We start from the raw sequence: 13,448 nt of genomic DNA, 5'->3' as shown, positions 1-13,448 counted from the left end.
GCTCTCGCGAATAAGCTCAAGTTGTGTCCTGCCCCCTCCCCGCAGCAAAAACATTCCAATCCTCCAGACAAGCCCATCAGGAAATCTCTGATGGACGCGTTGCTGAAGATTCATACACTAGGGCCAATGACGCAGACGCTGCGTCGCGCGCAGGAAAATCCCTCTCAGGAGGGGGCGCCAGCCTTGCCAGTGCGCATGACAAAAACCAACCATGTAAACCCTTTGCCATGACATTCCTTGATTCTTTCCGATTCCTATCTCGTCTCAGCAAGAAGAAAGCCGATACGCTGGGGCAGCTCGCCGCCATTGACAAGGCGCTGGCCGTCATTGAGTTCAGCCTCGACGGAAAAATCATCAAGGCCAACAGGAATTTCCTCGATCTGATGGGCTACTCGCTCGTCGAGATCAAAGGCCAGCACCATCGCATTTTCGTGGCAGAGGAAGAACGCAATACGCCCGCGTACGCAAAATTCTGGGAAAAGCTCGCGCGTGGCGAATTTGAACAGAGTCTCTATCGTCGCATCACGAAATCGGGTGCCGAGGTCTGGATTCAGGCCACCTACAATCCCATCATGGATGCTTGGGGACGGCCCTTCAAGATCGTCAAATATGCGCGCGACGTCACGCAACAGCAGCTACAGGTGGCCGACTTCTCGGGCCAGATCAAGGCGATCAACAAGGTCCGCGCCGTGATCCAGTTTGATGTCGCAGGAAACATACTCCACGCCAACGACAACTTCCTGCAGGCGGTGGGCTATACACTTGCTGAAATCCAGGGCAAGCATCATTCCATCTTCGTCGAGCAGACCGAGCGCGCATCTCCTCAATACAAGGATTTCTGGCATCGCCTGGGCATGGGGCAAGCTGATGCAGGGCTGTATCGCCGCGTCAAGAAAAATGGCGATCCCTTGTGGCTACAGGCGAACTACAACCCCATCTTTGACATGAATGGCCGCGTCTTCAAGATCGTCAAATATGCGACCAACGTCACCATCCAGACACAGGCCACCCAGACTCTGCAGGCAGCGGTGAAGGGCCTGACCGGCGCGCTCAGTGAGGGATCGAGCAGTGCGCAGAAGGCGAACAATCTCGTCAAGGCGACCTCCTCCGTCGTTGTGCAAGGGGGCGAGGTCATGAATGAAGTCGTTCATAAGATGAGCGCAATCAATGCCAGCGCGGCAAAGATTACCGAGATCATCGCCGTGATCGACGAGATCACCTTCCGCACAAATCTGCTTGCCCTGAATGCGGCAGTCGAGGCTGCGCGAGCCGGCGAGCACGGGCGAGGATTTGCCGTGGTAGCCAGCGAAGTGCGCAGCCTGGCACAACGCACGGCGGCCTCGGCCAGTGAGATCAAGACCCTGATCGGTGAATCGGTCAACGAGGCCCGGGAAGGATCTGACCTGGTCACGAACGCGGGGAAGACCATGAGCACCATCGTCGAGTCGATCAACAACATCAGCGAAATCATCGAGACGATCAGCGTCTCCGCCCACAATCAGACCAATGAGATCGAACATGTCAACGGGGCATTGGAGCAGTTGCAAATCCTGATGAAATAAGCCGGGACGGGAAAAGTGGGATTAGTCGCGGTTAGCACTGATCAGCAGCGACGATCCCTACCACTCGCGGCGATTGACGCTTGCGCTGCTCGGACTGGCAAGGGCCCCATGCCTCACCATTCGCCGATTTCCCTATTCCCCGATTTCGCACCCAGCTTCCGATCGTGATCGGGCGCAGCCTCCACCGGGCCACTGACGCAGCTCACAACGGAGACCTACGCGCCCTGGAGGCCGGTCTTGGCGTGCTCGCCAGGCTGGACGCGTTCGCCCGCCCGGCCTTCTCTTCCACCAGTTCCATCAAGCCCTGTGCCGCAATTGACAGGCTGCGCCCCTTGGGCGTGACGATCAGCAAGGGCCGCACCAGGTCGGGGGCATCCAGCGGGATGGCCACCAGCTCCGGCAGGCGGAACTGGAACAAGGTCAGCTCCGGCACCACGCTCACGCCCAGGCCGCTTTCGATGAGGGCGGCCACGGTGGCCAGGTGCTCCACTTCCAGTCCGGTATGGATCACCGCGCCCGGGCGCAGGGCTGCATCCAGGTGCTGGCGTACGCTGGTGGAACGGGCCAGGTGGATCATCTCGCAGCCGGCCAGCTGCGCTACCTTGATGCGACGCTTGCCGGCTAGCTTGTGGTCGCGCCGGCAGACCAGATAGAACGGATCGCTATACAGCGGGCGGGTATCGAACTCCAGCAGGTTCGGTCCCGGCGCGGTCAGTGCGATATCGGCCTTGCCCTGGCGCAGCAGGTCCAGGCAGTGGTCTGAGATGGCGTCGAACAGCTCCAGCATCACCCCCGGATAGCGACGCCGGTACTCCGCCAGCACCGGCGGCAGCCAACCCGCCGCCAGCGAGGGCAAGGCGGCGATGGCCACCCGGCCCTTGCGGCGCGCCACGTAGTCGCTCATGTCGGCGAAGGCGGCCTCGATGTCGTGGACCAGCTGGCGTGCCACCTGCACGAACAGTTCACCTTCAGGCGTCAGGGTCACATTGCGGGTATCGCGCTCGAACAGCCGCGCCCCGGCGGCGGCTTCCAGCTTCTGGATCATGGCGCTGAAGGCGGATTGCGAAACGTGGCAGCGCTCGGCCGCGTGACCGAAATGGCGGCAGTCGACCAGGGCCAGGAAGGCCTGCAGCAATCGCGTGGAGATATTGGTTTGCATGGCGAAGGTGGGCCGGCAATTATCCTGAAAAACCGGTCAATCAATCGAAAAAAGCGACTTTACAACAAAATCGACCGCCACCTACACTCGCCCTGCTCACCTCCCGCAGCCTCAGTACACAACAATGATCCGGCGCGTTGGAAGTGATGACAACACAAGAACATCAAACCAAACACCGGAGACACGCATGTTAGCCCTGCTAGGCTTTGTCACGATCGTATCCTTGTTCACCGCCATCCTCACCAAGAAGATGTCGCCGCTGGTGGCGCTGATCGCCATTCCCATCATCGCTGCGCTGGTCGGTGGCTTCGGCCTGCAGACCTCTAAGTTCATCGTCCAGGGCGTGACCGCCATTGCGCCGGTGGCGGGCATGTTCGTGTTTGCGATCCTGTTCTTCGGCATCGTCACCGATGCCGGCATGCTGGACCCCATCATCAGCCGTATCCTCAAGACGGTGGGCAGCCGGCCCACGCGCATCGTGCCGGGTACTGCCCTGCTGGCGCTGCTGATCCACCTGGACGGCTCGGGCGCGGTGACTTTCCTCATCACCATCCCGGCCATGCTGCCGCTGTACAACCGGCTGGGCATCGACAAGCGCATCCTGGCCTGCGTGGCCTCGCTGGCGGCCGGGGTGAACTTCCTGCCCTGGACCGGGCCGATGATCCGCGCCTCGGCGGCGCTGCATATCCCGGTGTCGGACATCTTCACGCCGCTGGTGCCGGTGCAGCTGGTGGGGCTGGCCTTTGTCTTCATCGCTTCCTACCTGCTGGGCCTGAAGGAAGAACGTCGCCTCGGCCTGGGCAAGGGTTCTACGGTGGACTTCGTGCAGCAGCACGAGCTGACCGAGGCGCAAATGAAGATCCGCCGACCGCAGAATTTCTGGGCCAACATCGTGCTCACCGTGTTCGTGCTGGGCGTGATGATCAGCGGCAAGGTCGATCCGGTGGTGATGTTCATGATCGGCGTGGTGCTGGCCCTGATGATCAACTACCGCGACGTGACCATGCAGCGCGAACGCATCGATGCCCACGCCAAGGCGGCGCTGCTGATGGCCAGCATCCTCTTCGCCGCTGGCGTGTTCACCGGCATCATGACCAAGTCGGGCATGCTGACCTCCATGGCCAAGACGGCCGTCGGCCTGGTGCCGCCCGACATGGCCGGCCATATTCCGGTGGTGCTGGGCCTGCTGTCGATGCCGTTGTCGCTGCTGTTCGACCCGGATTCCTTCTACTTCGGCGTGCTGCCGGTGATCGCCGAGGTCAGCCACATGCTGGGCGTACCGACCATCCAGGTGGCGCAGGCGGCGCTGCTGGGCCAGATGACCACCGGTTTCCCGGTCAGCCCCCTGACCCCGGCCACCTTCCTGGTGTGCGGCCTGGCCGGCATTGAACTGGCGGACCACCAGAAGTACACCATTCCCTTCCTGTTCGGCGCCTCGGTGGTGATGACCATCGCCTGCGTGGTGCTGGGCCTGTTCCCGCTGTTCTGATCCAGCGACCGGCCCCGGGAAAGAAACGTTTTTGGAGAATTGCATGACCCATGATCCGCAACGCGTCGTGCGCATCGGCGCCGGTGCCGGCTACTCGGGCGACCGTATCGAACCGGCGGCCGAGCTGGCCGAACAGGGGCAGCTGGACTACCTGATCTTCGAATGCCTGGCCGAGCGCACCATCGCCATCGGTCAGCAGGCGCGGCTGGCCGATCCGACCAAGGGCTACGATCCGCTGCTGGCCGAGCGCATGTACGCCGTGCTCAAGACCTGCGCCGACCAGGGCGTACGCATCATCACCAACATGGGTGCGGCCAATCCGCAGGCGGCAGCCCAACGCATCCGCGAGATCGCCCGCGAGCTGGGCCTGACGCAGCTGAAGGTCGCCGCCGTCATCGGCGACGACGTGCTGGAGGCGGTGCAGGCCGGCGACTTCCGCATCGAGGACAATGGCCAGCCGGTGGCATCCCTGGGGGAGCGCCTCATCTCGGCCAATGCCTACCTGGGCGTGGCCCCCATCCTGGAAGCCCTGCAAGCCGGTGCCGACGTGATCGTCACCGGCCGGGTGGCCGATCCGGCGCTGGTGCTGGCGCCGCTGGTGCATGAATTCGGCTGGGCCGCCGATGACTGGGACAAGCTGGGCCAGGGCACCCTGGTGGGCCATCTGCTGGAATGTGCCGGCCAGATCACCGGTGGCTACTTTGCCGATCCTGGCAAGAAGGATGTGGCCGCGCTGGCGCGACTGGGATTCCCCATCGGCGAGATCAGCGCCGATGGCAGTGCCGTCATCACCAAGGTCGCCGGCTCCGGTGGCCAGGTGACGGCGCAGACCTGCAAGGAACAACTGCTCTATGAAATCCATGATCCGAGTGCCTACTACACGCCGGACGTGATCGCCGATTTCTCGCAGGTGCAGATCACCGAAATCGGCCCTGACCGCGTCGCCGTCACCGGCGGCCGTGGCCGCGCGCGCCCGGAAACGTTGAAGACCACGCTGGGCTACCGCGACAGCTTCATCGGCGAGGGCCAGATTTCCTATGCTGGACCGGGGGCGCAAGCCCGCGCCCAGCTGGCCGCCGACATCGTACGCGAGCGCCTGGCGCTGACCGCCGTGCAGACCGACGAACTGCGCCTGGACCTGATCGGCGTGAGCGCCATCAGTAGCGCGCAGATGGCGTCGGCGGCCCAGGCGCCAGAGCCACAGGAAGTGCGCCTGCGCGTGGCCGGGCGCACGGCCAGCATGAAGGAAGCGGTACGCATCGGCAACGAGGTCGAGACCCTCTACACCAATGGCCCGGCCGGTGGCGGTGGCGCGACCAAAGCCGCCCGCGAGGTCATTGCCGTGCTATCGCTGCTGCTGCCGCGCAGCCTGGTGCACCCATCCGTTCATATCGAGGAGGTCTGACATGCAACTCAGAGACATCGCCCATTCGCGTGCCGGGGACAAGGGCGACATTTCCAATATTTCGGTGATTGCCTACCGCATCGAGGATTACGCCCTGCTGGAACGAGAACTGACCGCCGAGCGGGTGCGAGCGCATTTTGCGGGGGTCGTGCTGGGAGAGGTGGTGCGCTACGCCTTGCCGCAGCTGGGAGCACTCAATTTCGTGATGCAGCGCGCACTGGGCGGCGGCGTGACCCGTTCATTGGCGCTGGATGCGCATGGGAAGGCGTTGTCGGGGGTGATGCTGGACATTGAGTTGGCAGCTTGAAAGCGTCCTTAGTCAAACTTCATGGGCTCCGCTGGTCGTCTATCCAAGGTGGCAAGGATTGCCTCGACATCCTCATTGCGCAAGCCCATATCCTTGCTCAATTGCATCATTGCATCCCCTAGAGGAAGTTGATCCGTGAGTTCAAGTTCAGCTTCGGGATTCAAGCCCGTTTTTTTCACTTTCGTTGGTGAGCGCCAAACATCGGGCTCAGGATTTGTCTTTTTTTGCTTCTGCACAGATTCGACGGGCGGCTTGAAAGAATGATCAGTCATTGCAGTCTCTCCTTGGGTAGAGATTTAAATGTGATAAACGCACCTACTAGCGCAGCATGAATATTCTTAAGATATGAGAATGCGGCGTTCGTATTATTTTGTACCTAGTTAGGCGTAGATAAAGCGACGTTATTGAATCCGCTTATCTCTTTAGCGACAATCAGTTTCCCACGAGAAAAATAGGCAAGTTTTCACCGATTACTTCGCCCGAAACAGCGTGCATTGCGACTGTCCAAAGCCGGCAAGATTTGGTATCGTCCGCCCGTGATTCATTCTCGCACTGCATCAGCTCCCTGCTGATACTCTCCCCCCATTATGAAAAAACCAACTCGACTCGGCACGCCGCTTTCTCCTTCCGCCACCAAGGTCATGCTGCTGGGCTCCGGCGAACTGGGCAAGGAAGTCATCATTGCCCTGCAACGCCTGGGCGTGGAAGTGATCGCCGTTGACCGTTATGAAAACGCGCCCGGCCATCAGGTCGCGCATCGCGCCCATGTGATCAACATGACCGACGGCGCCGCCCTGGCGGCGTTGATCGAGCAGGAGCAGCCGGACCTGATCGTGCCCGAGATCGAGGCCATCGCCACCGACACCCTGGTCAAGCTGGAAGAAGCCGGCCGCGCCCGCGTCATCCCGACCGCCCGCGCCGCCTGGCTGACCATGAACCGCGAAGGCATCCGCCGTCTGGCCGGTGAAACACTGAGCCTGGCGACCTCGCCCTATCGCTTCGCCGACAGCCTCGACGAGCTCAAGGCCGCCATCGACCAGATCGGCTATCCATGCGTGATCAAGCCGGTCATGTCCTCCTCCGGCAAGGGCCAGTCCAAGATCGACAGCGCCGACGAGATCGAAGCCGCCTGGAACTACGCCGCCGCCGGCGGCCGCGTGGACTCCGGTCGCGTGATCGTGGAAGGCTTCATCGACTTCGACTACGAAATCACCCTCCTGACGGTGCGCTCGCTCAACGAAAACGGCGAGACCATCACCAGCTTCTGCGACCCCATCGGTCACGTGCAGGTCAAGGGCGATTATGTCGAATCCTGGCAGCCGCACCCGATGCCGGGCGCCGCGCTGGAGAAGGCCCGCGACATCGCCCGCAAGGTCACCGAGAACCTCGGCGGCCTGGGTCTGTTCGGGGTGGAACTGTTCGTCAAGGGCGACATGGTCTGGTTCTCCGAAGTCAGCCCGCGCCCGCACGACACCGGCATGGTCACCATGGTCAGCCAGGTGCAGAGCGAGTTCGAACTACATGCCAAGGCTATCCTCGGCCTGCCGGTCAATACCGCCCTGCGCACCCCGGGTGCATCGGCCGTCATCTACGGTCAGCATGAAGCCCGTGGCATCGCCTTCGACGGCGTAGCCGAGGCGCTGCGCATCCCCGGCGCCGATATCCGTCTGTTCGGCAAGCCCGAGTCCTTCGCCCGTCGCCGCATGGGCGTGGCCCTGGCCGCCGCCGACAATGTGGAAACCGCCCGCATCCGCGCCAAGCAGGCCGCAGCCAAGGTCAAGCCGGTGATCCCGGAATAAGCGTCGCAAACGATCTGGCCGACGGGCTCCGAGTTGCATCGGAGCCCGTTTTGTTTTTGGGGCCGGCAACGCGGCGGGGAAACGATATAAACAATATGCCCGTCGGCTCTGGTTATAATCGTCGCCTCCCTCCACAACAGCAGCTTTGCTCACGATCATGAAGTGCGATGTCGCCATCATCGGCAGCGGTCTGGCCGGTCTCTCCGTAGCTCTCCATCTTGCCGAAAAGTATCAGGTCGTGGTCGTCTCCAAGGGCGAACTGCTGGACGGCGCCAGCAACTGGGCGCAAGGCGGCATCGCCGCCGTGCTGGATTCCGGCGACAGCCACGCCCAGCACATCGAGGACACGCTGGTGGCCGGCGCCGGCCTGTGTGACGAAGGCGCCACCCGCGCCATCGTCGAACAAGGGCGCCAGGCCATCGAATGGCTGATCGCCCAGGGCGTACCCTTCACCCGCGACGACAGCGCCGAGCTGGGCTACCACCTGACCCGCGAAGGCGGCCACAGCCAGCGCCGCATCATCCACGCCGCCGATGCCACCGGGCATGCGGTGCAGGTGACGCTGGAACAGCGCGTGCGCGCCCACCCCAACATCACCCTGCTGGAACACCACTGCGCCATCGACCTGATCCACGCCGGCAAGCGCGATCGCGAGGCCGAGCCGCGTTGCCTGGGCGTGCATGTGCAGGACAGCCAGAGCGGCCGGGTGCTGGCCATCGCCGCCGGCCGCACCGTGCTGGCCACCGGCGGTGCGGGCAAGGTCTATCTGTACACCTCCAACCCGGATTCAGCCACCGGCGACGGCATTGCCATGGCCTGGCGCGCCGGCTGCCGGGTGGCCAACATGGAATTCATCCAGTTCCATCCGACCTGCCTGTATCACCCCTATGCCAAGTCCTTCCTCATCAGCGAGGCACTGCGCGGCGAAGGCGCCCTGCTCAAGCTGCCGGCCTCGGCCGGTGCGGCCGCCGGCCAGCGCTTCATGCCCGAGCACGATGCCCGGGCCGAGCTGGCGCCGCGCGACATCGTGGCCCGCGCCATCGACTTCGAGATGAAGAAGCGCGGCCTGGACCATGTGGACCTGGACATCAGCCACCAGAGCCCGGCCTTCATCGCCGAGCACTTCCCGACCATCCAGGCGCGCTGCCTGGAGTTCGGCATCGACATCACGCGCCAGCCTATCCCGGTGGTGCCGGCCGCCCACTACACTTGCGGCGGCGTGGTGACCGACATGGCTGGCCACACCGACCTGCCGGGGCTGTATGCCGTCGGCGAGACCGCCTATACGGGCTTGCACGGCGCCAACCGGCTGGCCAGCAATTCGCTGCTGGAGTGCGTGGTGCTGGGACGCGCCGCGGCTGCCGATATCGAGCGCGAACTGGCTGCTGGCAGCTGGCGCGTGGCCGACCTGCCGGCCTGGGATGAAAGCCGTGTCACCGATGCCGACGAGGAGGTGGTGATCGCCCACAACTGGGACGAACTGCGTCGCTTCATGTGGAACTATGTGAGCATCGTGCGTACCGACAAGCGCCTGGAGCGCGCCCAGCATCGCATCCGCCTGCTCAAGGAAGAGATCGACGAGTATTACGCCAACTTCCGCGTCTCGCGCGATCTACTGGAACTGCGCAACCTGGTGGACGTGGCGCAGTTGATCGTCTCCAGCGCACTGATGCGCAAGGAAAGCCGGGGCCTGCACTTCAGCCAGGACTATCCGCGCACGCTGCCCCGGGCCACGCCGACCATCCTGCCCGGGCGGCAATGATGCGCCAGCTCCCTGCCCCGCACCGGCTTGCCGGCGTGACAAAGAGCTAGAGCGATAAAGCGACAAGGCCCGCCGGGTTTCCCAGGCGGGCCTTGTCGTTCCAGCGTACGGACAGCGTCAGCCGACCACGCGCAGGGAAAAGTCGGTGGCCTGGATATCCTTGGTCAGGCTGCCGATGGAAATGCGGTCCACGCCGGTCTCGGCGATGGCACGCACGGTCTGCATGTTGATCCCGCCGGAAGCCTCCAGCAAGGCGCGTCCGGCATTGATGACCACGGCCTCGCGCATCAGCTCCAGCGAGAAATTGTCCAGCAGGATGGATTGCGCGCCGGCCTGCAGCGCTTCTTCCAGCTCCTGCAGGTTCTCCACCTCGACCTGGATGGTGACACCGGCATTGAGCTTTATGGCAGCGGCCACAGCGGCCGTGATGCCACCGGCAGCAGCAATATGGTTTTCCTTGATCAGGATGCCGTCGTACAGCGCCAGGCGCTGGTTGGCGCCGCCACCGACGCGCACTGCGTACTTCTGCGCCAGGCGCAGGCCCGGCAGGGTCTTGCGGGTATCCAGGATGGACGCGCGGGTACCCTGCACCACCTCCACATAACGCCGGGTGGCGCTGGCAACGCCCGAGAGCAGCTGCAGGAAGTTCAGCGCACCGCGCTCGGCAGTCAGCAAGGCACGGGCCGGGCCTTCGATGGTGCAGACCTCGCTGTCGGCCGTCATCATCTCCCCTTCGGCGTAGCGCCAGCTGACCTGCAGCCGCGGGTCGAGGCGGGTCATGACGGCTTCGAACCAGGGCGCACCGCACAGCACGGCGGCTTCGCGCACGATCACGCGGGCCTTGACGAACTCGCTCTCCGGCACCAGCAGGCCGGTGTAGTCGCAGTCACCGACGTCTTCGGCGATGGCCTGGTTGACGTTGGCATCGAAGGCCGCATGCAGTGCCGGATCGAAGGGTGCGAAGGGATTGCGCAGATTGCTGGCGGCGACGGTGGAGGCCGCGGACGCGGATTTGAGGGCGTGGAGAGTCATGCGGGGCCGATTCCTGCAAACAGTTGCTGTTCATCTTCAAGGCGCGCCGACGGGCGGACCTTGGCCTTGCGCTGGGCGGCGAAGTCCAGCATGCGATCGATGCAGACCACGGCCTGCTGGCCTACGGCGGGATCGACATGGATTTCGTTGGCGCCGGTCTCCAGCATATGCAGCAGATTCTGCAAGCCGTTCATGGCCATCCACGGGCAATGGGCGCAACTCTTGCAGGTAGCGCTGTTGCCGGCTGTGGGGGCGTCGATGAAACGCTTGCCGGGGGCGGCGGCGCGCATCTTGTGCAGGATGCCGTTGTCGGTGGCGACGATGAAGGCCGGGGCGTCAGACGCTTGCACGGCGGCGATCAGTTGCGAGGTTGAACCGATCACGTCGGCCTGGGCCACCACGGCCTCGGGCGACTCGGGGTGCACCAGCACCAGCGCATCGGGATGTTCGGCGCGCATCAGTTCCAGCTCCACGCCCTTGAATTCGTCATGCACCAGGCAGGAACCCTGCCACAGCAGCATGTCGGCGCCGGTCTGCTTCTGGATGTAGCTGCCCAGGTGCTTGTCGGGCGCCCACAGGATCTTCTTGCCCTGCGCATGCAGGTGCTGGACGATTTCCAGGCCGATGCCGGAGGTCACCATCCAGTCGGCCCTGGCCTTCACAGCCGCACTGGTATTGGCATAGACCACCACGGTGCGGTCCGGGTGCTGGTCGCAGAAAGCGGCAAACTCGTCGGCCGGGCAACCCAGGTCCAGCGAACAGGTCGCGTCCAGGTCGGGCATGAGGATGCGCTTTTCCGGGCTCAGGATCTTGGCGGTCTCGCCCATGAAGCGCACGCCGGCCACCACCAGGGTCTGGGCGGCGTGATCACGGCCGAAACGCGCCATTTCCAGCGAATCGGAGACGCAGCCGCCGGTTTCCTCGGCCAGGTCCTGCAGGTCTCCATCGACGTAGTAGTGCGCCACCAGCACCGCCTGCTTTTCCTTGAGCAGTTGGCGGATGCGCGCTTTCAGATGCGCGCGTTCCTCGGGGCTGGGCGTGGCCGGTACCTTGGCCCACGCATTGGCGGTACAACTGCCGCCGGTCTCCATTTGCGGTCGCTCGAACTCGACGACCTTGGTTGCTGTTGCTTGCATGGCGGTCAACAATGCTTTGCGATGAGGGGTTATTCGATGCCCTGGCTGGCCAGGTAGTCTTCGTAGTTGCCACGGAAGTCGATCACCTGGCCGTCCTTCACTTCGAGGATGCGGGTGGCCAGCGACGACACGAATTCGCGGTCATGCGAGACGAAGATCAGCGTGCCGGCGTACTTTTCCAGCGCGATGTTGAGCGACTCGATGGACTCCATGTCCATGTGGTTGGTCGGTTCGTCCATGAGCAGCACGTTGTGGCGGCCCAGCATCAGCTTGCCGTACATCATGCGGCCCTTTTCACCACCGGAGAGCACCTTCACGGACTTCTTGACGTCGTCGCCGGAGAACAGCAGACGACCCAGGATGCCGCGCACGGCCTGGTCGTCGTCGCCTTCCTGGGTCCACTTGCCCATCCAGTCGGTCAGGGTCTCGCCGGCAGCGAATTCCTCGGTCGGATCCTGCGGCATGTAGCCCACGTTGGCGTTCTCGGCCCACTTCACCTGGCCGGAATCGGGGTGCAGGCCGGTGACGTCACCACCGATGCTGCGCAACAGCGTGGTCTTACCGGCACCGTTGGCGCCGATGATGGCGATCTTCTCGCCGGCTTCGACCATGATGCTGAAGTTCTTGAAGATGTCGCGGTCGTAGGTCTTGGTGATGCCCTGGGTTTCCACGGCCAGGCGGTGCAGCTTCTTCTCGCCTTCGAAACGCACGAAGGGGTTCACGCGGGAGGACGGCTTGATGTCCTCGACCTTGATCTTGTCGATCTGCTTGGCACGCGAAGTCGCCTGGCGGGCCTTCGACTTGTTGGCCGAGAAGCGGCGCACGAAGTCTTGCAGTTCGGCGACCTTTTCCTTGGCCTTGGCGTTCACAGCCAGTTGCTGGGCACGTGCCTGGGAGGATGCCAGCATGTACTCGTCATAGTTGCCGGGGTAGATCTTCAGGGTGCCATAGTCCATGTCGGCCATGTGGGTGCAGACCTGGTTCAGGAAGTGGCGATCGTGGGAAATGATGATCATGGTGGAATTGCGCTCGTTGAGCACGTCTTCCAGCCAGCGGATGGTGTTGATGTCCAGGTTGTTGGTCGGTTCGTCCAGCAGCAGGATGTCGGGGTTGGAGAACAGGGCCTGCGCCAGCAGCACGCGCAGCTTCCAGCCGGGGGCGACGTTGCTCATGGGACCGTTGTGCTGTTCGATGGGCACGCCCACGCCCAGCAGCAGTTCGCCGGCACGCGCTTCGGCGGTATAGCCGTCGAATTCGGCAAAGCGGGCTTCCAGGTCGGCCGCCTTCATGTAGTCGTCGTCGGTGGCATCCGGGTTGGCATAGATGGCGTCGCGCTCGGACATGGCATCCCACATCTCGACGTGGCCCATCATGACCACGTCCAGCACGCGCATCTCTTCGTAGGCGAACTGGTCCTGGCGCAGTTTGCCCAGGCGTTCGTTGACGTCCAGGCTGACGTTGCCGCCCGAGGGTTCCAGATCGCCACCCAGGATCTTCATGAAGGTGGACTTGCCGCAGCCATTGGCGCCGATCAGGCCATAGCGATTGCCATCGCCGAACTTGACGGAAATATTCTCGAACAACGGCTTGGCGCCGAACTGCATGGTGATGTTTGCGGTGGATAGCACTGCGAAAACCTTTTCAAAAATGTAACTTGCGTGCGCCAGTCCAGGCCACAGCCGCGGCACGCGAAACGGCGGATTTTACCACTGCGCGCCCGCCACGGCTTGCCTGCGGCCACTGGCGAGTGCGCGAAACTTGTCAAACAGCCATTCCCAAACCCGCTTTGACTGTCTG

The 13,448-nt window shown here is 63.2% G+C and carries 11 protein-coding genes; 6 read left to right on the top strand and 5 right to left on the bottom strand.

Translation table 11 applies throughout. The annotated features are described in order from the left end of the window. Nucleotides 1–227 precede the first annotated feature (227 nt). The gene (locus tag BTM36_RS29355; RefSeq protein WP_077237154.1) at nucleotides 228–1,562 is read left to right on the top strand and encodes a PAS domain-containing methyl-accepting chemotaxis protein; all 1,335 of its coding nucleotides are present in this window, start codon (nucleotides 228–230) and stop codon (nucleotides 1,560–1,562) included. Nucleotides 1,563–1,764: 202 nt separating this feature from the next. On the opposite strand, the gene BTM36_RS16795 is transcribed toward BTM36_RS29355, so the two are convergent. Continuing rightward, nucleotides 1,765–2,721, bottom strand: coding sequence for a LysR family transcriptional regulator (locus tag BTM36_RS16795; RefSeq protein WP_077237153.1), 957 nt, complete (start codon nucleotides 2,719–2,721; stop codon nucleotides 1,765–1,767). A 187-nt stretch (nucleotides 2,722–2,908) separates the two neighbouring features. On the opposite strand from BTM36_RS16795, the gene BTM36_RS16790 reads away from it, so the two are divergent. From BTM36_RS16790 to BTM36_RS16780, 3 genes are read left to right on the top strand one after another with little or no spacing between them, the layout of a single operon-like run. Next, nucleotides 2,909–4,210, top strand: a complete 1,302-nt coding sequence (locus BTM36_RS16790) for a CitMHS family transporter (RefSeq protein WP_077237152.1) — start codon at nucleotides 2,909–2,911, stop codon at nucleotides 4,208–4,210. A 43-nt stretch (nucleotides 4,211–4,253) separates the two neighbouring features. Next, nucleotides 4,254–5,615: an acyclic terpene utilization AtuA family protein gene (locus BTM36_RS16785; protein WP_077237151.1), complete on the top strand. Its 1,362-nt coding sequence runs from the start codon at nucleotides 4,254–4,256 to the stop codon at nucleotides 5,613–5,615. 1 nt (nucleotide 5,616) lies between these two features. Continuing rightward, complete coding sequence (locus tag BTM36_RS16780) at nucleotides 5,617–5,922, top strand: hypothetical protein (protein WP_077237150.1); 306 nt, start codon at nucleotides 5,617–5,619, stop codon at nucleotides 5,920–5,922. Between the two features lie 8 nt (nucleotides 5,923–5,930). Here the strand turns inward: BTM36_RS16780 and BTM36_RS16775 are convergent, their stop codons facing one another. After that, nucleotides 5,931–6,194: a hypothetical protein gene (locus BTM36_RS16775; RefSeq protein WP_077237149.1), complete on the bottom strand. Its 264-nt coding sequence runs from the start codon at nucleotides 6,192–6,194 to the stop codon at nucleotides 5,931–5,933. A gap of 315 nt (nucleotides 6,195–6,509) precedes the next feature. Here BTM36_RS16775 and purT point away from each other — a divergent pair, with 315 nt between their 5' ends. Beyond that, the gene (purT, locus tag BTM36_RS16770) at nucleotides 6,510–7,721 is read left to right on the top strand and encodes a formate-dependent phosphoribosylglycinamide formyltransferase (protein ID WP_077237148.1); all 1,212 of its coding nucleotides are present in this window, start codon (nucleotides 6,510–6,512) and stop codon (nucleotides 7,719–7,721) included. Nucleotides 7,722–7,878: 157 nt separating this feature from the next. Further along, nucleotides 7,879–9,483 (top strand): L-aspartate oxidase, encoded by a 1,605-nt coding sequence (nadB, locus tag BTM36_RS16765; RefSeq protein ID WP_077237147.1) that lies wholly within the window; start codon nucleotides 7,879–7,881, stop codon nucleotides 9,481–9,483. 117 nt (nucleotides 9,484–9,600) lie between these two features. Here the strand turns inward: nadB and nadC are convergent, their stop codons facing one another. Genes nadC through BTM36_RS16750 form a run of 3 tightly spaced genes read right to left on the bottom strand, consistent with a single transcriptional unit; the run spans nucleotide 9,601 to nucleotide 13,279 of the window. Next, nucleotides 9,601–10,515: a carboxylating nicotinate-nucleotide diphosphorylase gene (gene nadC / locus BTM36_RS16760; RefSeq protein ID WP_077237146.1), complete on the bottom strand. Its 915-nt coding sequence runs from the start codon at nucleotides 10,513–10,515 to the stop codon at nucleotides 9,601–9,603. Continuing rightward, nucleotides 10,512–11,651: a quinolinate synthase NadA gene (nadA, locus tag BTM36_RS16755; protein WP_077237262.1), complete on the bottom strand. Its 1,140-nt coding sequence runs from the start codon at nucleotides 11,649–11,651 to the stop codon at nucleotides 10,512–10,514. The genes nadC and nadA overlap by 4 nt, the downstream gene beginning before the upstream one ends. 29 nt (nucleotides 11,652–11,680) lie before the next feature. Then, nucleotides 11,681–13,279: an ABC-F family ATPase gene (locus BTM36_RS16750; protein WP_006712651.1), complete on the bottom strand. Its 1,599-nt coding sequence runs from the start codon at nucleotides 13,277–13,279 to the stop codon at nucleotides 11,681–11,683. Nucleotides 13,280–13,448 lie beyond the last annotated feature (169 nt).

Origin of the sequence: Herbaspirillum sp. VT-16-41 (genome assembly GCF_001994935.1) — a bacterium.
Lineage (GTDB): Bacteria > Pseudomonadota > Gammaproteobacteria > Burkholderiales > Burkholderiaceae_D > Herbaspirillum > Herbaspirillum frisingense.
The sequence above is the reverse complement of the archived record's forward strand: the minus strand, read 5'-3'. Positions and strand labels throughout refer to the sequence as shown.

Coding starts and splice junctions, on each gene's coding strand:
- nadB (WP_077237147.1), top strand. CDS start 7,879: ATGAAGTGCGATGTCGCCATCATCGGCAGCGGTCTGGCCGGTCTCTCC.
- BTM36_RS16775 (WP_077237149.1), bottom strand. CDS start 6,194: ATGACTGATCATTCTTTCAAGCCGCCCGTCGAATCTGTGCAGAAGCAA.
- BTM36_RS16780 (WP_077237150.1), top strand. CDS start 5,617: ATGCAACTCAGAGACATCGCCCATTCGCGTGCCGGGGACAAGGGCGAC.
- nadA (WP_077237262.1), bottom strand. CDS start 11,651: ATGCAAGCAACAGCAACCAAGGTCGTCGAGTTCGAGCGACCGCAAATG.
- BTM36_RS16785 (WP_077237151.1), top strand. CDS start 4,254: ATGACCCATGATCCGCAACGCGTCGTGCGCATCGGCGCCGGTGCCGGC.
- BTM36_RS29355 (WP_077237154.1), top strand. CDS start 228: ATGACATTCCTTGATTCTTTCCGATTCCTATCTCGTCTCAGCAAGAAG.
- BTM36_RS16795 (WP_077237153.1), bottom strand. CDS start 2,721: ATGCAAACCAATATCTCCACGCGATTGCTGCAGGCCTTCCTGGCCCTG.
- BTM36_RS16790 (WP_077237152.1), top strand. CDS start 2,909: ATGTTAGCCCTGCTAGGCTTTGTCACGATCGTATCCTTGTTCACCGCC.
- purT (WP_077237148.1), top strand. CDS start 6,510: ATGAAAAAACCAACTCGACTCGGCACGCCGCTTTCTCCTTCCGCCACC.
- nadC (WP_077237146.1), bottom strand. CDS start 10,515: ATGACTCTCCACGCCCTCAAATCCGCGTCCGCGGCCTCCACCGTCGCC.